General features: G+C 39.8%; 12 protein-coding genes. 6 read left to right on the top strand and 6 right to left on the bottom strand.

Annotation, left to right across the window (positions count from 1 at the left end; translation table 11 throughout):
- Positions 1–130: 130 nt before the first annotated feature.
- The 6 genes from NSTC745_RS28970 to NSTC745_RS28995 form a co-directional block, all read right to left on the bottom strand.
- Positions 131–745, bottom strand: coding sequence for an NHLP leader peptide family RiPP precursor (locus NSTC745_RS28970; RefSeq protein WP_445634082.1), 615 nt, complete (start codon positions 743–745; stop codon positions 131–133).
- A 918-nt stretch (positions 746–1,663) separates the two neighbouring features.
- Entirely contained in the window at positions 1,664–5,098 is a 3,435-nt protein-coding gene (locus tag NSTC745_RS28975) for an aminotransferase class I/II-fold pyridoxal phosphate-dependent enzyme (protein ID WP_445634083.1), read from the bottom strand.
- A 56-nt stretch (positions 5,099–5,154) separates the two neighbouring features.
- Positions 5,155–6,162: a hypothetical protein gene (locus NSTC745_RS28980; RefSeq protein WP_445634084.1), complete on the bottom strand. Its 1,008-nt coding sequence runs from the start codon at positions 6,160–6,162 to the stop codon at positions 5,155–5,157.
- A gap of 501 nt (positions 6,163–6,663) precedes the next feature.
- The gene (locus NSTC745_RS28985) at positions 6,664–7,809 is read right to left on the bottom strand and encodes an amidinotransferase (RefSeq protein ID WP_445634085.1); all 1,146 of its coding nucleotides are present in this window, start codon (positions 7,807–7,809) and stop codon (positions 6,664–6,666) included.
- A 496-nt stretch (positions 7,810–8,305) separates the two neighbouring features.
- Positions 8,306–8,950: a TetR/AcrR family transcriptional regulator gene (locus tag NSTC745_RS28990; protein WP_445634086.1), complete on the bottom strand. Its 645-nt coding sequence runs from the start codon at positions 8,948–8,950 to the stop codon at positions 8,306–8,308.
- A gap of 436 nt (positions 8,951–9,386) precedes the next feature.
- Positions 9,387–10,001, bottom strand: a complete 615-nt coding sequence (locus NSTC745_RS28995; RefSeq protein WP_445634087.1) for an NHLP leader peptide family RiPP precursor — start codon at positions 9,999–10,001, stop codon at positions 9,387–9,389.
- 436 nt (positions 10,002–10,437) lie between these two features.
- On the opposite strand from NSTC745_RS28995, the gene NSTC745_RS29000 reads away from it, so the two are divergent.
- From NSTC745_RS29000 to NSTC745_RS29025, 6 genes are all read left to right on the top strand, one after another.
- Positions 10,438–11,877 (top strand): NHLP bacteriocin system secretion protein, encoded by a 1,440-nt coding sequence (locus NSTC745_RS29000; protein ID WP_445634088.1) that lies wholly within the window; start codon positions 10,438–10,440, stop codon positions 11,875–11,877.
- 129 nt (positions 11,878–12,006) lie between these two features.
- A complete protein-coding gene (locus NSTC745_RS29005; RefSeq protein WP_445638713.1) occupies positions 12,007–14,136 on the top strand; it encodes an NHLP family bacteriocin export ABC transporter peptidase/permease/ATPase subunit in 2,130 nt (709 codons plus the stop codon).
- Positions 14,137–14,385: 249 nt separating this feature from the next.
- Positions 14,386–17,133 carry a CHAT domain-containing protein gene (locus tag NSTC745_RS29010; RefSeq protein ID WP_445634089.1) on the top strand — a complete coding sequence of 916 codons (2,748 nt, stop codon included), beginning with the start codon at positions 14,386–14,388 and terminating at the stop codon, positions 17,131–17,133.
- Between the two features lie 335 nt (positions 17,134–17,468).
- Entirely contained in the window at positions 17,469–19,112 is a 1,644-nt protein-coding gene (locus NSTC745_RS29015) for a sigma-70 family RNA polymerase sigma factor (protein ID WP_445634090.1), read from the top strand.
- 13 nt (positions 19,113–19,125) lie between these two features.
- Entirely contained in the window at positions 19,126–20,370 is a 1,245-nt protein-coding gene (locus NSTC745_RS29020; protein ID WP_445634091.1) for a DUF1822 family protein, read from the top strand.
- Between the two features lie 35 nt (positions 20,371–20,405).
- Positions 20,406–22,727: a CHASE2 domain-containing protein gene (locus tag NSTC745_RS29025; RefSeq protein ID WP_445634092.1), complete on the top strand. Its 2,322-nt coding sequence runs from the start codon at positions 20,406–20,408 to the stop codon at positions 22,725–22,727.
- Positions 22,728–22,731 lie beyond the last annotated feature (4 nt).

Below are 22,731 nucleotides of genomic sequence, written 5' to 3' on the forward strand. Positions count from 1 at the left end.
TGGGAGAACTGAAATCAGAATATGTAGCCTTTGAAATTATCAAAACTTACGCACTCAGATCCCCCAACCCCTTAAAAAGGAGGCTTTAGAATTTCCTCCTTTTGAAAGGGCGCTAGGGGGGATCTAGGTTTCAAGCTAATGCTGCTGTTACTCCAATAGTAACTGCCACAGTTGAAGCAGCAGCATCACAGCCTTTAGTTGCAACGCAACCACTTTGCCCAGAAGCACAACCTGTCCAACTGTGATTTTGCGTATCGCTTCCGCCTGCAACTAATTCCAGTTCTGCATCGGATAAATCTCTGTTAGTTTCTAATTCAGAAAAGTCTAATGCTGGCAGCACCAGATAGTAACGATTTGCAGTTTCTTCTAATACACTGACTTGGATATTAGTTGGAAAATTCAATCCCTTTTGTGCCATCACAGTTTTCGGGTCAGCAATTAAACGAGTGCGAAAGTCACAATCTTGCGCGGCGCGTGCTAGCAATTGCACTTCGATTTCCAGTATGTGTGCTGTTGAATTGACATCAGAATTTTCAGGTGTTTGATTAGCTAAATCTTGAGTACCTAATGCTGGCAGTACTAGATAGTAATGGCTTGGCGTTTCCTCAACTACAGTTATTTGTGTTTGAGTCGGAATATTCCATCCATACTCTGCTGCAACTGTTAGAGGGTCGGCAATCAAACGATTGCGGAAGTATGAATCTTGTACTGCTTGTGTCAGCAATTGTGCTTTAATTTCAAACATTGTCGTTCTCCTAATAAAGATGTTGTTTATTTTTGATGTTTGGTTTGAAGGTAATTGTTTGATTGCCTTCTGTATTACTCTTTGGGAGAACTCAAATCAGAATATGCAACCTTTGAGATAACTAGGAATATTTCAGTTCGATCAAAATGCTTGAAAGCTAGTGACATCAGGCTATTGCCAATTTTCTTCAAGACCAAATATTTTCAAAACTGCATAAATCAACTCAGGTGTTTCCAATAAGTTAGGTAAATCGATTGGAACATCATCTACTCAAGTGATGATGGAGGTTTTATTTCAATAACTTGTTAATTGCAATGCTGAAGAAAGTTTCTATAGACGCTATATAGCAATTTAAAAAAAGAATGCAACAAATACACGCGCTCAAACTTTTGTGATATGTATTTTTCTTAATTTTGAATACTTCGACTGCGCCTTTCGGCTGCGCTCAAGACAAGCTCAGTACAAGTTTTTAATTGTTAAAAAGGTATCATACCAATCATATATGAAGATGCACAAAATATTAAACGTAGACGCGCAGCGGCTTGCCGCAGGCTACCGTCAAGTACGCCAACGCGCAGCGTCTCGTAGAAAGAGCGCCAAGAATAGAGAGTTACTCATTTAGTGCAGCTTCACATTAAATTGGTGTCACATAGTTACACAACAAAATAACCGTGGGTACTGTAACCCGTGTTTCAGCTTTTACAGGTGTTGTGCTGCTTTTTACACCCAGTGAAAATTTCACAAAAGGTAGTAGTAAACCTAGCATTTTTCTAGGTTTGCGGGAACGTTTGCAAGGGTCTGGTCAGGTACTCGCTTACTGCATTTGTGCTGGATTTTTACTAGTGATTCTGGCGTGGTCCCTCGTCTCTGAAGTCAATGCTTGCATTAATGTCTCTATCATGCATAGTTTGGCAATTTTCACAAGTCTAAAATCTTACATCTAGGGGGAAACTGCCAACTTGATTGAGGCACACATGACATGCTTTGCGAATCATTAGACGAAATTATTAGTTCCGCTATGGTGTTTACAGTGAATTTGATTTGTTCTTCGGTGTGCAAAGCAGAAACCATAAAACGCAGTCTCGATAGAGCTGCGGGAACAACTGGCCATCCAATCGGAAACACATTTATTCCTTGTTGACGGATAACATTTGCCAATCGAGCAGTTTCAGTATAATCGCCGATAAGAATGGGTATAATCGGGGAATCATGACTAGCTCCAACGTTCAAACCCTTATTTCTAGCTAAAGTTCGGAAAAGCTCGGCTGTTTGATGCAACTTCGCCACTCGTTGCGGTTCGGCTTGAATAATGCGGAGTGCTTCTAAGCTTGCTGCGGCGCTAGCTGGTGGCATTCCAGCTGCAAAGACATACCCTGGAGATGTGTGCTTTAAGTAATCAATTAATGGCTGACATCCGGCAATATAACCGCCACAACCCGCCAGAGCTTTACTTGTCGTTCCCATCCATAAGTCAACATCTTGAGGCGAAACTTGAAAATATTCGCCAATGCCTCGCCCGGTTTTACCCAACACTCCGAGGGAATGAGCTTCATCGATTATTAACCATGCTTTATGACGCTTTTTAATTTCAATAAATTTTGGTAAATCGGGGATGTCCCCGTCCATACTAAATACACCTTCCGTCATAATCAGCGTGCGTCGGTAGTTTGGTCGATGGATAGACAATAAGTCATCGAGAGCTTGCCAATCATTGTGGGGAAAAGGCATTGAAGTTGCGCCAGACATGATAGTACCTTGAACGGCGCTGTTGTGGACAAAGCGATCGTAAAGGATTAAGTCACCAGCACCTACGATATGTCCAATAGTATTGATATTAGTAGCGTGACCGCTGGCATACATTAAGCAGTCTTCGACGCCAAACCATTCAGCAATTGTTTTCTCCAATTCCTTATGTAAGGGCGTTCTGCCAGAAATCAGTGGCGTCGCTTGCAGTGACGTTCCATAAATTTCCAAAGCTTTTTGGGCTGCTTTAATAACTCTAGGTTCGCCCGCTAATCCTAAATAATCATAGTGGGAGTATTCCAGCAATTCTCGCCCATTAATTATGGTTGTTGATGTAGAGAATCTAGCTTTTTCAGGAAAGTAAGGATAGTCAAGTTCGCCGTTTTCATAAATAGACAACCGTGACTGTAATTCTAGGTATTCGGGTAATAAGTCAAACTGATAGTTTTCTGGTGGAATCTCTGCAAAAGAGGTGGCGTGAGGTTTATCTGGGGAGTTTGACAGCGAGTTTTCTTTTTCATTAGACTCGACAACAAATAATCTGCCAGCCTTGTTTAACTGTTCCGCTAGGTAATGGCTCAACTTGCGAATTGTCGAATAACTGTAAATAGTATCCTCAGATAGCGACAGTCCAGAACGCTCTTTTAAATCTCCAACTAACTCGATCGCTTGCAGTGAATCAAGACCGTACTCGGTGAAATGAGCAGTAGGATTTATTTGTTGTGGCTCTCGTTTGATTTTTCTGGCTAACCATTGCAGCAACCACGTCTCTATAACTATAGTCTGTTCCTCTTCGAGAGAAGATGGTCGAACACTATCATGAGTACAAGTCTGTTTCTCGACTGCTAAGTGTGGAAGGTTGCTGCCAACGCGATGAGCTTCTAACATTCCAGCTTGGTAGAGTTTACAGCATTCTTGGCGCTGGATCTTGCCGCTGGATGTTTTGGGAATTCTCGTTGTTTTGAGTAGCACGACATCGTGAATCTGCAACCCGTGTTGCAGAGCTACGGCCTTACGGATGTTGGTGATGATTGCATCCGTATCTAATTTCCGCAGAAATTGCCGTTCGACTTCCTGCACTACTACCAGTTGTTCTATCCCATCGACTTCGACTAAAAAAGCTGCACCGCTGTTGGGGTGAAGTGCTGGATGGCTATTTTCTACAGTTAACTCGATATCTTGAGGATAATGATTTTTGCCCCGAATAATCAGCACGTCTTTCAAACGACCCGTAATAAATAGTTCCCCATCTTGGAGAAAACCCAAGTCCCCGGTTCGCAGAAATGGTTCAGAGTTAGTGTCACAAACATAAGCCTGAAAACAGGACTCAGTTAGCTCAGATTGCTGCCAATATCCCTTTGCTACATTACTACCAGAAATCCAAATTTCTCCGATGCGCGAACTAGCGCACTCAATTAATGTTTCTGGATCGACGATTTTGATTTTTTGGTCTAACCAGGCTTTACCGCAACTAACAACCCTCTTAGTATCAGCATCCTTGCTGGCAGCAACGACTTGGTTTTGAGTTAACGCTGATGCGGAAACATCTAAAACGACAGGTGGCTGTGTACGCACTCCTCCGGAAACGAATAGGGTAGCTTCGGCCATACCGTAACAGGGATAAAAAGCTTCCTGACGAAAACCGCATTCTGCAAAAGTCGCAGCAAAACTTTCTAAAGTTTCTGCTCGGACGGGTTCGGCTCCATCAAAAGCAAGTGTCCAACTACTCAAATCAAGACCGGCGCGATCGCTTGCTGTCGTTTGACGAACGCACAGATCGTAAGCGAAATTAGGGCCGCCGCTGGTAGTTCCTCCATATTTGGAAATTGCCTTTAGCCACCGGATCGGCTTCTGCAAAAAGGCTACTGGAGGCATAATGATGCAAGGGACGCCGAGATAGAGGGGTTGTAGAGTATTGCCAATCAGTCCCATATCGTGAAATAACGGCAGCCAAGCAACGATCTTTGTCGCTTGAGTGTGGCTGAAGGCTGTTTGGATACTCTGTTGGTTGTCGAGTAAATTGCCGTGACTCACCATTACACCTTTTGGGTTTCCCGTAGACCCGGAAGTATATTGAAGGAAAGCTAGGGTGTCACGACTTACAATTGGTTTATGCCATACATCATACTGTTGAGGGTCAACTTTATCTGTAGCCAACCATTGCAGGGCTGCGAGATCCGGTGTATTGCGGATGTGTTTTTCTACGGAAGCTAAAACAGTAGAGCTTGTCAATACCACAGTAGCTTGAGAAGAAGCTACGATCGCCTGCAATCTAGATAAAGATTGATTCTGGCGGGGAGGGTAAGCGGGAACGGCGACAATGCCAGCATACAAACAACCGAAAAATCCAGCGATAAATTCCAACCCAGAAGGATACAGTAGTAAGGCACGTTCTCCAGGCATTGTGAAAGTTTGAAGCCGAGATGCGATCGCTCTTGCCTGTTCATCTAATTCTCGATACGTTAGACGATGTGATTCTGTTTCTCCGTCTTGCAAAAAAATAAAAGCTACAGACTCTGGCTGTTCTAGTGCTCTATATTGCAGCAGCTCTACTAAAGTGCTAGCTGAGTTTTCTTGTTCGTGTAATAAACCTTTGAGATTAGCAACCATTTTAGTTAAATCCGCCAATCAAATATTAGTGGGATAGATTCAAAGCATCGTAATAATTATTGGATGAGACAAGTCGCCTCTAGTGTTTTTTGAGGTTCATCTATTGTTTTCGGTATTACTCCATAATATTTATCATCGCTAGCGGGTAGTAGCTTTGCTAAATGAATATGCAAAGCGCGTGGAACTAAATTTAGCGGTTTAAGTAAAATAAAAGGTATTCCTAATTCTATTCCCAAAAAAGCCTTCCAAAATTCCACGACGGCGCGTTTATTTGCTTTTGCAAGGTTATTAATACTACAATATATCATTTGTTTCCTGAGCTTTCTTAGTTCTTGTGCTGCTTGCTCTTTACCGTAGAGTTGTACATATATTCGTAGACTATTAAAACTGTTTTCTGCAACATCCTTCTCATATGACTCTAAATCATCCCTAATTTCTTCAATGACCATCATAGGTTTCAAAATATTGAAGAAATCTTCGTTGTATGGAATGCCTTTTAGCTTATATCCTACTCTCAGCAGAAAATAAATATCTGAAGAGCGCATATATGTGATATTTAAAAAGTTTTGTTCATTAATTTCTACTTCTCCTAACATAATTTCACTTTCCTGAATGAAATATTTTTCTAAGTTATCTAACTCATTTTGTATTTCTAAATCATAGATTTGATACCTGTTTAAGAGATTTTCTACATTTTTTCTCCACAGAGTTTCTGTATATAAATTACCCTTATTTTGTTGTTCTTCACATTTTAAATCGCCATTATATATATATGCTTCCAAGTGCAATAGTAAAGGATATATAATTTTGTACTCTCTTTCCGTATAGCTGCCTATCAGCTGTAATAGTCGATCGCACTTTAACAGCGCACGAGCAGATTTTAATACTTCATAGTATGAAATTGTTGTTTTGTCCCGCTCTGGAGAATACAACTGAGAAAATATCTTTTCATACATATAGGCTTGTCTAGTTTTTTCTTGCCTGACTAATTTCAGTGACAAAAACAGCAATGTTGCGATCGCTAATGTAAATAAGGCTAATATAGCGGCTGTTAAACTGAGCATAATAATCCTCGATCGTGTAATTCATGTACTAAATTTTACTGTTTGATGAAATTGTACATTTTGCTCTCAACTAAGTAGAAGGACTAAATTAAACCTAACTTGAGGTTGCCGGGTTTCGACTTCGCTCAACCCTCGTCTTCTCAAGAATCGAGCATTGAGCGCAGTCGAAATGCGTCTTCTAAATAATTGTGTCCGCTTACTTATAATCTGCTTTGCGCCTCTGAATTTACAGCGTTTTGCAAGTACACGAGGTACACACCTCCCCAACCCTCCCCAGAGTTCGGGGAGGGTGCGCGGTAGCGCGGGTGGGGTATTTCTGTATCTCACAAAGTTGAAATCTGGTGTATATCGACAAGCTTGAAAGTAAGTTCACAAATAATTACAAATTAAAAGTAATTGGTAACTAATTCATAACTAGGTTCAGCTTAAAGGAGAAAAGAGTATTTAAACTGAACCTAGCTAATTTCGATCGCTTATACTTGTACGCCCCAGGTAAAACGGTTAAAAATAAGACTGTAATGTACCGCGGCGTCTAATGTCTAAAGTTGCACAATGAAATGCACCGCCAAAGATGTTATAACTCATAAAATTACAAGGTATTGGTTTAAATCCCCAATCTTTTAAGGCACGAATTGTTGGTTCTTGAGACTTTTCACATATTACCCTCTCTTCGTCTAGCAGCAAAACGTTCATACTTAACCACGTACTGCACAAAGAAGCATTTCCATTTAAATAGCCTCCAGTTATGATGGCTGGTTCTGGCGCCACCAATACATCCCATGATTTTAAAATTGAAGGCAATCTATCAACATCAATGTATTTTGGGTTAATCATTACTTTTCCAGGGCCCAATGGCACAAATGTAGTATCAATATGCATGGGCTGTTTTGATTTTGTCTCAATAATATGAACCTGGAATTGTTCTCCTAAATGGCGTCTTACCCAATTAATTCCCGCGTCGTTAGTTACATTACTCTTGGTGACAAAAATATCTCTACCGCAACGGACAAAATCTGCTGCGTCAAAAACTACTTCTGATTCATTGATTACATATCGTATCGGTTCCTCTTTTTTGGGAATAGTGTATTTTTTGTCATATAAAGAATCTAGTAGAGGAGGCTTGGGAGCAGAAGTCCATTTCGCTCCTTGCTCAAAATATTCTTTGAATAGCGAATAATAGGCATGACGTTCAAAATAACGGCTTCTCCATGACATAGGTGCCTCAATTATTTCATTGCCGATGACTAGAAAACAGTCTCGCGGGCAAGCTCCACAAAAACCCCTAGATGACCAATTTGGGGTAGAAAATTTTCGATGGTAGTCAGTGATACTAGGTCGTCTGACTTTAACACCTTCTGATTCAAGAATATGGATAAACTCATCCAATTCTTTTTGTGCTGGCTCAATAGCCCATCTGCGGGGGATTCTATAGCCACCTGCAAAAAGAAGAAGGTTATAAAGGTCTTCAGGAATACAACCTAGCAAACCTATGTGTCTAGGAGGATTGCTAGCACCTTCTATTCTACCGACAACAACTTCCTCTAATAGATCCCATTCATTATACGAATTAACAACGCATTCAGTTGTTATAGAAACACCATTTTCATTGGGAATTATATCTCGCTCCAATTTATTTGCTACTGACATTTTTCTCCTATCTTTTTAAATGTTTCAATTCTGTGATATATTTTTTGTAGGCACTTTAACCCAGTTCACAAATCTCAAGGAACTAGGGTAATTTTGGAAAGATAAAGAGTGAAATCTGAAGGTATGACAAAGATATAAAGCAGATTCGATCGGGTAAATAGCAGTTAAAACCTTGTGAAAATAAGGTAGTTTACTGGGCTTGAAACGCATGAATTCAAAAGCTAAATCAGCCCAAAATTCCATCGCACCTACCCGCAAAAAGCTATCCAAACCAATGTAATAAATCAGATTTTAATATCACTTCTGCTTTATTTTTTTCTGACTCCCGATCGCTAATATGGTTCTTGTTTATCCGATTCAATTACCGCATCGTTATAGCGTTTATCTGCGGCCGAAGACATTGTGACAACGATCGGATATCGGGTATGGGCTGAAGCGTGATTTTAGAATTGCCGTTGTGAGAGACAATAACTCTACTACGGAACACCCTATCTCTTCATACTCTTATTTTGGCAACGGTATTGTACGAGCTATCTTTTAGTCCTGTTAATAATTGATGGAACACAGTGCGAACTTCGATTAATCGTTCTGTCACATTATCACCCTGCACCGCCCAAAGAATACTTTCATTAATCGCACCATTAATCATGGTTGCTAGAACTTCTGCGGATTGGGCTTTGAAGTGACCGTCGGCGATCGCCTGCTTGACCCCTTCGAGCAATAAGCCAAACCCATATTCGCGATCGATGCGATTCAACTGTGTCCAACTGAGTGCAGCCGGAGCGTCAATCAGTAAGATTTGCTGTACCTCAGTTTTGGCAACTGCATCGAGAAAGGTATCGCAACCAAGTTGCAATGCCTCAAATGAATCCGTTGCTACCTGGGTTGCTCTCAGTATTTCCTCTTGGATTTCGGCTTGCATTTGTTCGCATACAGCCCGTAGCAAATCTGCGATGCTTTGAAAGTAGTTGTAAAATGTATCTTGCGTGACATCCATCTGAGCTAAAATCTGTTCCATACTGGTGTGAGCGTAACCCTGTTCGGCAAAGAATTGGCGGGCAATGCGAATAAATAGGGCACGGTTTTCTAATGATTGTTCGGCTTTGGTTTGCTTACCAATAGAGGATGGATTGGCAGACATAGAGGCAGTCAATATTTACGTATAGGTACTTTGTATTTTATCATTCTGATATTTTGCATCTAACCGGATAAATACTGAATACGTAAATTATATGTAGAAATTTCTACATAAATTTTAAATCTTAATTATTAAATGCATAATTTACTTAAAATACTTAGTAAAAGCTGAAATATTTGTAACTGCCTAACTAGTAGTTCGCTTTCGTGACTTGGCTGTTTAAAGGGAAAAGGGGAAAGGTTTTAAATCCCTTACCCTTTCCCCCCGCGTATTACTTCCTTTAAATTTGCGCCACTCTCACCATATAGACTATATGTAGCCTTTGAGACTATTAGGAATTTAGAGGTACAAGAGAATGTTCAGATGGGGTATCAATCCCCATCTGAGACTACGAAAGTCTGCATCTTGCGCTGCTCGTGCAAGCAACTGCACTTCGATTTCAAGCTAATGCTGCTGTTACTCCAATAGTAACTGCCACGGTTGAAGCAGTCTCATCACAACCTTTAGTAGCAACGCAACCACTTTGTCCAGAAGCGCAGCCTGTCCAACTGTGATTTTGCGTATCGCTTCCGCCTGCAACTAATTCCAGTTCTGCATCGGATAAATCTCTGTTAGTTTCTAATTCAGAAAAGTCTAATGCTGGCAGCACCAGATAGTAACGATTTGCAGTTTCTTCTAATACACTGACTTGGATATTAGTTGGAAAATTCAATCCCTTTTGTGCCATCACAGTTTTCGGGTTAGCAATCAAACGAGTGCGAAAGTCACAATCTTGCGCGGCGCGTGCTAGCAATTGCACTTCGATTTCCAGTATGTGTGCTGTTGAGTTGACATCAGAATTTTCAGGTGTTTGATTAGCTAAATCTTGAGTATCTAATGCTGGCAGTACTAGATAGTAATGACTTGGTGTTTCCTCAACTACAGTTATTTGTATTTGAGTCGGAATATTCCATCCATACTCTGCTGCAACTGTTAGAGGGTCGGCAATCAAACGATTGCGGAAGTATGAATCTTGTACTGCTTGTGTCAGCAATTGTGCTTTAATTTCAAACATTGTCGTTCTCCTAATAAAGATGTTGTTTATTTTTGATGTTTGGTTTGAAGGTAATTGTTTGATTGCCTTCTGTATTACTCCTTGGGAGAACTCAAATCAGAATATGCAACCTTTGAGATAACTAGGAATATTTCAGTTCGATCAAAATGCTTGAAAGCTAGTGACATCAGGCTATTGCCAATTTTCTTTAACACCAAAGTTTTTCAAAACTGCATAAATCAACTCAGGTGTTGCCAATAAGTTAGGTAAATCGATTGGAACATCATCTACTCAAGTCATGATGGAGGTTTTATTTCAATAACTTGTTAATTGCAATACTGAAGAGCTATATAGCAATTTGAAAAAAGAAGGCAAAAAATACACACGCTCAAATCTTTGTGATATGTAGTTCTCTTAATTTTGAATTTTTAATTTTGAATTTTTAAAAGGGTGTCACATGGTTACACAACAAAATAACCTTTTCCGAAAAAAAGCCTTAGAAAATTTATCTTCCCCTGAACGCTTGGATCGGGTGATGACTGTTATCCAGCCGATGCATTGGTTGTCTTTAGCTGCCCTTGGTTCGTTGGTAGCAACGGCAGTTATTTGGAGTATTGTTGGTCGTATACCGATAACGGTTTCAGGACAAGGGGTGTTAGTTTATCCAAGTAAGGTTGTATCGTTGCAAGCGCCGGCTTCGGGACGAATCCTGGCGATGAATATTAATGTTGGTGACTATGTAAAAAAAGGACAGGTGTTAGCAATCATCAACCAAGCTGAACTGCAAAGCCAATTACAGCAGCAGCGTACTAAGCTAGCTCAATTAGAATCGCAGAATTACAGTTCTAATTTACTCCAAGGGCAACGCAAGCTAGAAGAAAAAAGAGCGATCGCTCAGCAACGTCTCAATCTCCAGCAACGTCTCCAACAAGCAATCAGCTTGACTCCTATTTTGAGAAATAGAGGTTTGAGTTCTCTGCAAGTACAACAGCAAAACTTACTCCAAAGTCGAGCGATCGCTGTCAGTATGATTTCCCCCCAACGCAAAATATATGAGGGACTCCAAAAGCTGCAAGCAGAAGGAGGAATTTCTCAGCAAAACCTTTTGGAGCAACAACAAACATACTTAGATGCTGTTAAAAAAGTGTCTGATATTGATGCTCAACTCAAACAACTTGATGTGCAACAGGTGGAAATAGAAAAAACCTACCGCGAAAACTTCAGCCAAATTAATGATTTTCAATCCCAGCTACAACAATTGGATGCTAACGAAAAAACTAAAATTGAGCAAGATTTTGACACTGCAAGCAACCGACAAAATCAAATTCAAGAAGTCAAACAAAATATTGCTCAATTACAAGTGCAATTAAATCAAAACAGTCAAATTGTTAGCGAGTACAACGGACGGGTTTTAGAAATTAGTACATCTTTTGGGCAAATTGTTTCTCCAGGAAGCTCTATCGCCGTCATCCAAGCAGAGGAACCATCTGCTAAACTCATGGGTCTGACTTTCTTTTCTGTCGGTGATGGTAAGAAAATTCACGAAGGAATGAAGGTACAAATTACACCTTCTACAGTAGAGCGCGAACGATTTGGCGGCATTGTCGGTACTGTAACCCATGTTTCAGCTTTTCCTGCAACTAAGGAGGGTGCTTTAAATGCGATCGGTAATGCAGAGATTGTGCAAAGCCTAATGACTCAAGGGCCTCAAATTCAAGTTGATGCAGAGTTACAGCCAGACGACTCAACCTTTAGCGGCTACAAGTGGTCTTCGTCTAAAAACGTTGATATGAAAATTTCTTCTGGAACCACCACTAGCGTCAGAGTTACTACAGAAGAGCGATCGCCTATCAGCTTTATCTTTCCTTTTCTCAAGTCTTTAACTGGTGTAAATTAACCTCACATAACAAAAATGCTGTCACAACTACAAGTAAAATTTACCAAGAAAAATAATCGCCGTCCGATTTCTACTGCGATCGCTTCTGGATATAAAGAAATCCGCCGTCGTACCCCGACTATTTTACAGATGGAGGCGGTAGAATGTGGTGCTGCTGCTTTAGGAATTATCTTAAGTTACTACGGTCGGATTGTACCCCTGCCGCAATTACGTCAGGATTGCGGCGTATCGCGGGATGGCAGCAGAGCTGTAAATATCCTCAAGGCTGCTAGAAGTTACGGTTTGAATGCCAAAGGGATGAAAGCAGACTTAGATGGACTGCGGCAGTTGCAATGCCCTTACATCGTTTTTTGGAATTTTAACCATTACTTAGTTGTAGAGGGATTTAGTAACAAGCAAGTTTATATCAACGACCCCGCAACTGGGCCGAGGTCTGTATCCTTAGAAGAATTTGATACAAGTTTTACAGGTGTTGTCCTGCTTTTTACACCTAGTGAAAATTTCAAAAAAGGTGGTAGCAAACCTAACATTTTTCTAGGTTTGCGGGAACGTTTGCAAGGGTCTGGTCAGGTACTCGCTTACTGCATTTGTGCTGGATTTTTACTAGTGATTCCCGGAGTGGCATCACCTATATTTTCTCAACTGTTTGTAGATAATGTTTTGGTGCAAAACAGGCAAGATTGGTTGCGACCGCTTTTGTTAGGAATGATCCTGACAGCGATCGTTAATGGACTGTTGACATTACTACAGTTAAAGTTTTTGCGCCGGATGAAAATTAAGTTATCTGTGGGGATGTCGAGCCGATTTTTATGGCACATTCTACGCTTACCTGTAAGTTTTTACGATTGCAGATTTGCTGGAGAAATCAGCAGCCGCATCCACCTAAACGACAGATTAGCCAATCTGCTTTCAGGGAAGTTAGCTACAACTGCGATCGCCGCAGTCATGGTAATTTTTTATGCTATTGTTATGCTGCAATATGATGCGGTATTAACCTCAATTGGCATTATCTTTGTCGCCATCAATCTCCTGATTTTGCACAAAATCTCTCGGTGGCGCGTAGATGCCAACATCAAATTAATACAAGAACAAGGAAAAGTTAACGGAGTAGCTATTTCTGGTCTTCAAAGTATGGAAACCCTGAAAGCATCTGGCTTAGAATCTGATTTCTTTGCTCGGTGGGCGGGTTATTATGCCAAATCGATTAACGCATACCAGGAAGTAAATATAACTAACCAGACTTTAGGAATTTTGCCCTCGTTCTTATCAGCAATTACATCAATGCTAGTTTTAGTTATTGGTGGACTGCGGGTTATGGATGGTAATCTGAGTATCGGAATGCTAGTTGCATTTCAAGGATTAATGCAAAGTTTTATGGAACCTGTGAATAATCTCGTTAGTCTTGGTAGCGACCTCCAAGAAGTCGAGGGTAGTTTAAATCGCTTGGATGATGTTTTGCAAAACCCAGTAGTTCCTGAGTTGACAGAGGAAACACAGCAAGCACAACAAGTTTTTGCTAATTACCTTCAACCTAAATTGCAAGGGTATGTCAAGTTGGAGAATGTGACATTTAGTTACGGCGAAGTAGAAACTCCTTTGATTGAAAACTTCAATTTATCAATTAAACCAGGACAGCGAGTAGCATTTATCGGTAAAAGTAGTTCCGGTAAGTCTACCATTGCCAAACTTATATGCGGGCTGTACCAATCAACTCAGGGAGAAATTAAGTTTGATGGTATACCTAGAAACCAAATTCCTCGTCAAGTCATAGCCAATTCTATCGCCTTCGTAGAGCAAAATATTTTACTATTTGCTGGTAGCGTCAGGGACAATTTAACTCTTTGGGATACTACTGTACCTGAAAATTCCTTAGTGCAAGCATGTCAAGATGCAGCGATTCACGATGTTATCCTCTCCTTACCTGGGGGCTATGATAGTAAACTCTCAGAAGGAGCTACTAATTTAAGCGGCGGTCAAAGACAGCGTTTGGAAATTGCTCGTGCTTTGGTTAACAACCCCTCTATTCTGATCTTGGATGAAGCAACCAGCGCCTTGGATACTGAAACAGAAAAAATTATTGACCAAAAACTACGTCAGCGGGGATGTACTTGCATTATCGTGGCGCATCGGCTGAGTACTATCCGCGATTGTGATGAAATTATTGTCCTCGATCGCGGAAAAGTGGTGCAACGGGGGACTCATGAAGAATTGCAACAAGTCGAAGGATATTATTCGCAATTAATCGGTAGTGAGGGGTGAAGTGAGAAAATTTCGTCATTACCGTTTGTTTGTCAAGCTGCGCCAAATTTTAACTTTTTTCAACGCAAAGGTACGCAAAGGTTAGCGCGAAGGTACGCAGAGGTTTTCTAAAAATAACTAGGCGCATCTTCATAGAGAATCAGTATTACGCTCAAATCAACTCTTCTCAACTCTTACTCTCTGCGACTCTGCGACTCTGGGCGAACTAAATTCATATTCTCAATCACCAACACTTTAAAAGAAAAATATATGCTAAAAAAAGTGCGTTTATACCTCTATACAAGCCAAAGATGGCAACGCAGATTGCAAATTCTCCTTTTAGCTATGTTGGGGCTAATTTTCACCTTGAGTTTTCATATCCTTCCGGCTGAATCTAAACTTACTCAATTTTCAGAACAGTCGATTAGAGAAAAAGTTTCAGCACCAACAAACCCCGAACAACTAATACAACAAGGCAGAACTTTTTATCAAGCAGAAAAATTTACTCAGGCAGCAGAAAGCTTGCAGCAAGCTGCACAGATATATGAATCCCAAAAAGATGACTTAAACCAAGCTTTAGCGTTAAGCTATCTCTCTTTAACACAACAGAAACTAGGACTATGGAACCAAGCAAAGGCAACAATTTCTAGCAGTTTAAAGTTACTCACTAAAGCAAAGCCCACTACTAAGGAAGCAAAACAAATTTTAGCTCTTGCTCTCAATACTCAAGGTAGTTTACAACTAGCATTAGGACAAGCTGAATTAGCTTTAGAATCATGGCAACAAGCAGCTAAAACCTATACTCAAATCGGCGATACAGCAGGTCACATTGGTAGTTTAATTAACCAAGCTACAGCTTTAGAATCTTTGGGATTTTCTACCCGAATGATGAATATTTGGCAGCAAGTAGAGCAAAATCTCCAAGCACAGCCCGACTCATTACTGAAAGTTTTAGGATTACGTAGTTTAGGCAATACCTTAAGAGTGAGGGGCGATTTAGAAAAGTCTCAGCAGCTATTAGAGCAAAGTTTAGCAATGGCTCAAAATATGGAATTGCCTCAAGAAGAAAGTGCTACTTTGTTGAGCTTAGGTAATACTTTATATAGTTTTGGCAACAAAAGTCTACAACGGGGCGCAAGTAGTGAAGAAAATTCTCTGCCACTACATTGTAACTACGGCTTGATTTCAGAAAATGCTAAAACATATTATCAAAATGCCGCAGATTTATACTATAAAAGTGCGAGTAAATCTACATCAGCGATCGCTAAAATTCAAGCCCAACTCAATCGGCTAACTGTATTACTATCTCTTGGGCAAAATCTCTCAAATGAAGAGTTAGAATTATTACAATCTAATCTAGCAGAACTCACCCCAAGCCGAGCCGTAGTCTATGCTCAGGTAAACTTTGCCCGAAGTTTAGTATGTCTCAATGAAGCAAGTCAAAAAACAAAAGAAAATTCCACCTTCAATGTAGATAAAATTTCCCAGATATTAACAAAAGCTGTGCAACAAGCCCAAGACCTGCAAGACCAAAGGTCTGAGTCTTATGCATTAGGTAATTTGGGTCAGCTATACGAACAGACTAAACAATTATCCCTGGCTCAACAATACAGCGAACAAGCCTTGAACCTGGCACAGGTAATTGATGCATCGGATATTGCTTTTGAATGGCAGTGGCAGTTAGGTCGTCTACTCTTGGCGCAGGGAAATTCCCAAGCAGCAGTGGCAGCTTACACTGAAGCAGTCACCACTCTCAAGTCTTTACGTACTGATTTGGTGTCCCTCAATTCCGATCTTCAGTTTGACTTACGCGATCGCGTAGAACCAGTATATCGGCAGTTAGTTGGTTTATTATTACAACCTGAGAAACCGAGTCTGCAAAACTTAAAGCAAGCTCGTGATGTCATTGAAGCGTTACAGTTAGCTCAACTAGACAACTTTTTTCGAGATGCTTGTTCGATTGTTCAACCAACCTCAATTGACGAGGTGGTTAATAATGCTAACCCTGCCACAGCAGTCATCTACCCAATTATTTTGGCAGACCGTGTAGAGGTGATTGTCAAGTTGCCGCATATAGAGCAACTTCATCACTACAGGACTTACAAAGCAAAAAGTGAAGTAGAGACAGTACTAGAACAGTTACAGAAAAAACTTAAGCAACGTTATACATTTAGCGATCGCCAGGCGCTTTCTCAACAAGTATACAATTGGTTAATCCAGCCTTTAGAGGCAGACTTGGCTCAAAACCAAATCAAAACCCTAGTGTTTGTATTAGATGGTTCCTTACGGAATATTCCGATGGCAACCCTCTACAATGGCAAGCAATATCTCATAGAAAAATACAGCGTCGCCTTATCTCCTGGTTTGCAACTGCTAGAACCCAAATCAAAACCAAAACGATTTGAGGCTTTAATCGGCGGACTAACTCAATCGCGCTTCGGTTTTAGTTCCCTACCAAATGTCGCCGATGAATTCAAGGAAATTCAAGCAGTTATTCCCTCTAAAGAATTCATCAACCAAGCCTTTACCAATAAAACCATTGAAAAGGAAGTCAGTTCTCTTTCTTACCCTGTGGTACACTTAGCAACTCACGGCAAATTCAGTTCTCAACAAGAAGATACATTTATTCTTACTTGGAATGGCAAGATTAATGTTAAGGAATTGCGTGAGGTATTGCAAACTAGAGAGCCAGTTGTAGGACGTGCATCTCAAGTACCTTCTCCCATCGAATTACTCGTTTTAAGTGCCTGCGAAACAGCTACCGGAGATAAACGCGCTGCTTTGGGACTGGCTGGTGTCGCTGTGCGTTCTGGCGCACGTACTACTCTTGCTTCTCTGTGGCAAGTAGACGATAAATCCACTGCAATGTTGATGAGGGAGTTCTATCGCCAGTTAAAAAATAACCCTGCCTTGAGCAAATCAGAAGCCTTGCGTCGCGCCCAGGAGTTCATTTTCCAAAATTACCAAGAACACCCCTTTTATTGGGCCCCCTACGTTTTAGTAGGTAATTGGTTGTAAATTCCATAGAAGCGATCGCATTCACATTGATTGTTGACTGTTAACAGTTCCTAGTAAATGTTTCTACAGTGCGGTCTAAGTAGGTGTACACAATTATTTATAAGACGCATTTCGACTTCGCTCAATGCTCGATAGCTTGACTAAAAGAGGGTTGAGCGAAGTCGAAACCCGGCAATGTCAAGTTAGGTTTAATTTAGTCCTTCTACTTATTTACCTGAAAACTATTGCAATCCCAACAAGTTATTAAAATCTGAATTAAATAAGGAGAAGTATGATATTTATACTTGTAAATTAAATAACAAAACACTGTTACTTAGTAAATAAAAACAACGAAGATGTTAAACTTTGTTAACTTAGATGGCATCTCAACACTACCAAAGCGTGAGAACAATACTGATAAATTCTCTACTTATCTCATGCTTAACCATCAAAATGGTCGGTTAACACTGCAATGGAAATATCAACCTTATTTAAAACGCAACATTGAGCTATACGTACAAAAAAATGAGAAAGTTTATAGTTTATCGAGGCAACAAGATAAAGGAAATGGTCTAGCGCAGTTTTGGCATACTGTAGCTCTTAAAGAATCTCAAAAAATAGCAGAATGGGAACCAGGAAATAAACAACAACTAGCATTGGAGCATCTAGCAAGTTATTTTGAAGAAAAATGCTATTGGGCAGTTAAAAATATCTGTAAATATCAGAACCAAGAAAATTGGGAAGAATATCTCTGTTTTGCCAGAGTGATAATTTACGATCCACTGAAATTAGCAGAAATATTGTCCAAATATAATTCGCAGCAATCTAATATTGAGACGTATGTAACAACCGCCCTAGAAAACAATATTAAAGATGAAATGCGAGTTAAAAAGTTTTCTAAGTGGCGAATGTTATCTAAAAAGAGCGATAAAGAGTTAAAAGAAGCACTGCAAGTATCAGGACTGGACGAACCTAATATTTCTCAGATTCTTTTTGCTAAAAAATATTTTAAACAAGTTTATTTATTTAACAAAGTTCAAAATCCTGCTAGAAAAAATGGTCAAAAATGGCCCGATCCAGATAGAGAAGATTTTGAACAAGCTGCTCGGTGTTACAATGCAGAGAAAGTTTTGTCTTCTGCACCTCATGAGGTATCTGCTTCGACTAATATTACCGCCAAGCAGATGCAATCTTGGATGGAAAATTCTATTGCAGCATTACAAAACTATCCCAAATCTATAGTACCTCAATGGTCTCTTGATGCCTTACAAACTGCTGGATATGAAGCAAAATCTGACATCCAAGAAGAAGCTTTAGAACTGGAATGGCACGACTCAGCAGAAGAAGTAGGAGAAAGTCAGCAATTTCTTAACAAAAAAACTAGTTTGTCTTTGCGCGAACAACTAGAAGCGATGAAACCTGAATTTCAAAAACTTTTGCTGCTTTACTATGGGTTTGGGCTTAATCAACAACAGTTAGCAGCTAGATTAGAAATTAATCAAAGTACAATTTCTCGATATTTGAAAAAATCTACAATTACGCTGTTAGAAACTTTAGCAGGCATATCGCAATCTCAACAATGGGTTAATGATTATGTGACAAATTGGTTAGCGAAAGATTACACTAATCCCTTACACTCAGATTTGATTCAAGCAGCTTTAGTCTCTGCAATTAAAAAACTATCTAGGGAAGAAAAAGAAATTTTTCAACTTTGTTACGGTCAACACTTGAGTGAAATCAAAATCGCTAATCAATTAGGGATTACTCAAACTGAAGTCAAGGAAAAACTTTCTCAAACTCAGTATAAACTGCAAGCTAATTTGCTCGAACAAATAGATATTTGGGTGAAAGAGTATGTAGAAAAATGGTTGACAAAGCACTATAAATCTCTAATTAAATCAATTATAAAACAAAGAGATAATTCAGGCAAAAAGTTAGAAATAGAAGAAACAATTAATATCGTTGTTGACGCATATTTTCCCAAATCTAAGCAAATATAATTAGGTAAAATCAATGTTTAACTTAATGGAATTAGCAAGTAATAACACAAAGCATCTTTGGTTAAAGATTGCAGAAGCAGAGCAAAAAAGAGCGTGGCAATATAGCCAGCAACACCACTCTAATCCTATCGCTCGTTACAATTCATATCTCAATCATATTTGCTTGGATAGTTTTATCAGTTGGCTTGAAGATTGGCTGCAAGAAGAATCCGCGCCACAACCCTCAATTTGGACTGGAAAAGATATACCTACTATTTTAGAAGTAGTGAATGGTATAGCTATTCAATTAGGTGAAACACGATTAATACTATTACCAACTGAAACCACAGATTTAGAAGAATTATCTGTACCGCAGGAGTGGGTAGATATCCCCAGTTGGGTAGCTGACTATTATTTAGCAGTACAGGTAAATTTGGATGATGAAGATGAATGTTGGATGGCGGTACGCGGCTTTGCGACTCATCGTCAATTGAAGAATGAAGCTAGATATAATCAAAGCGATCGCACTTATTCTTTATCAGTTGATGAGTTAACAGAAAATTTTACCATACTGTTAGCGACGCTAGGACTAAATTTTCGAGAAGAAGTGCCACCTTTAGCAACTTTATCAACAGCGGAAGCTCAAAATTTGTTACGAATTTTAGCTAATCCATCTATTTATTCACCGCGTTTACATGCAGACGTATCATTTAGCCAATGGGCAGCATTAATTGGTAACGAACAATGGCGACAGCAACTTTACAATCAGCGTTTAGGTTTATTGCAAAGTGAGGTTTCACCTATTACCGATATTGTACCCAACAAAATACAAGTAAATTTGAGTCAATGGTTCGACAGAGTTTTTGAGATAGGTTGGCAGTCTATTGATACGCTAATCAATACGTCACAGTTGGGAAATTTAGCGTTTGCTACTAGAAGTTTTGATACTTCTAGGATATCTGGTGCTAATGGGGCTAAACTCATCGATTTAGGAATGCAATTAGGAGAACAATCTGTAGTACTGCTAGTTGTTCTTACCGAAGAAGCAGAAGGAAAAATTGGTGTTTTAGTGCAAGTGCATCCTGTTGGTAATCAAAAGTATTTGCTACCCCATTTAAAGCTAGTACTTTCTAGTTCAGGGGAGACTTTACAAGTAGTTGAATCTAGAACTCAAGATTACTATATTTCACTAAATCGTTTTAAATGTATGCGTGAAACTAGCTTTAGTATTCAATTGATTCTAGGTGATTTTAGCATTACAGAAGATTTTGTGGTTTGATAATTAGAAGGCAGGGAAGGGTTTAGTAATTAACGATGGGTAAGTTAGTTGTTATAAATTTAGATAAAGGTAACTTAAATGATGGCTTCTCAATTGTGAATGCACAATTGTGGGATAACAACTCTCGTCCGATGCAATTTACAGGTAGTTTACCCCCAGCCCCACAAATTGCTGAACTTTATAAACGCTATCAATTAATATATCAGGCACTCCAACAACGATTTCACGGTCGGGCTTTAATTGAAATAGAACCAGTTGGCTTGACTAATATTAGTGAAACCGATTTTAATGAAGTTTGTCAGGAATTACATCAGCAAATTAATAGTTGGTTAAACTCAAATTCATTTCGCAAAATTGACCAACAATTACGAGCCAGATTGACTTTAGATGAAGAATTTCAGGTGATTATTGAAACAAGCGATCGCCTGGTAAGAAGACTACCTTGGCATCTATGGAACTTTTTTGACGATTACCAAAAAGCAGAAGTAGCTTTAACTCCTCCAAGTTATGAGCGAGTTAAAGTATTACCTAAAAAAAATCATAGACAAGTTAGAATATTGGCGATATTAGGTAATAGCAAAGGAATTGATATCCAGAAAGACCAAACATTACTAAAGCAATTACCTAATGCATCAACAGTATTTTTAGTAGAGCCTTCACGCCAAGAATTAGATAAGTGGTTATGGGATAAACAAGGCTGGGATATTCTATTTTTTGCAGGGCATAGCCAAAGTCAAGAAGATACAGGTTTAATACATATTAACCAAACCAGCAGTTTAACCATACCAGAATTAAAAAACGCTTTAAAATATGCAGTTGCACAGGGTTTAAAACTTGCTATATTTAACTCCTGCGATGGTTTGGGATTGGCATGGCAGTTAGCCGATTTGCACATTCCCGAAGTTATTATCATGCGAGAGAATGTGCCGGATTTTGTTGCTCAAGAGTTTTTAAAGAATTTCCTCTCAGCTTTAGCAGGAGGCCAATCTTACTATTTGGCAGCACGTTACGCACGAGAAAGATTACAAGGTCTAGAAGATGAATTTCCTACTGCTTCTTGGTTGCCATTGATTTACCAAAACCCAGCAGAAGAACCGCTGACATGGAACGGGTTACGCGGACAAACACAAGCAATATCTTCTCCTTGGTTCAAAAAAAACAGACTGCAAACAGCATTAGTGGCAAGTATAGCCATCGCACTTGCAACAGCAACCCTGCGATCGCTAGGAATCATGCAGCAATGGGAACTGTCGGCTTTCGATTCGATGATGCAGATTAGACCAGATGAAGGCCCAGACCAACGCCTATTAATAGTAAAAATCACAGAAGCAGACATTCAAGCCCAAAAGCAACGGCAAAAATCCTCGTTATCAGATGAGGTATTGCAACAGTTAATGCAGAAATTGGAATTATACCAACCAAGAGCGATCGGTTTAGATCTCTATCGTGATTTTACAGTAGAACCTCAATACAAAGATTTAGCAACTCGCTTGCATAAAAGCGACAAGTTTTTTGGTATATGTAAACTCAGTGGAGACAACACACAAGCGACTGGCATTGCACCTCCGCCAGAAATTACAGGCGATCGCGTCGGTTTTAGTGATGTTGTGCTAGATAGTGATTTTGTAGTTCGCCGTCAGCTATTAGCCGTAACTCCAGACCCACAATCCCCATGTAAAACACGCTACTCCTTAAGCTGGCAACTGGCAAGTTACTATTTAGCAAAAGAAGGCATTCAATTTCAAATTAACAATCAAGGATATTTGCAACTTGGCAATGTTGTCTTTAAACCTATAGATATTCCTACAGGTGGTTATCAACAATTTGACGCAGGAGGTCATCAATTACTGCTCAATTATCGCTCCTCACGCGAGGTTGCTCGACAAGTTACTCTCGCACAAGTTCTCAAAAGTCAATTAAATCCCGATTGGGTAAGAAATCGGATTGTGCTAATCGGTGTTGATGCTGACAGTGTTAAAGATTCTTTCTTCACACCTTACAGTACAAAAACTAGACCCTACCAAGAAGTACCAGGTATAGTAATTCACGCTCACATGGTTAGCCAGATACTTAGTGCCGTTATGAATCGCCGACCATTGTTATGGGTATGGCCTGCATGGGGTGAAGTTCTCTGGCTGTGCGGTTGGTCATTAGTCGGAGGAATAATCGCTGTCTATCGTTGGCCGCGATCGCAACTAGCAGCGATAATTGCTGTTGCACTAATTACCTTATACGGCTGCTGCTTTATCCTCTTACTATTCGGTGGTTGGGTGCCGTTTGTTCCTACTGTTTTTGCTTTTATAACAACTGCTTTCGGAATTCATCTTTCTACTAAAGTTTATCAACCAAATACTTAACTAA

It is taken from the genome of Nostoc sp. DSM 114161, from assembly GCF_052692665.1.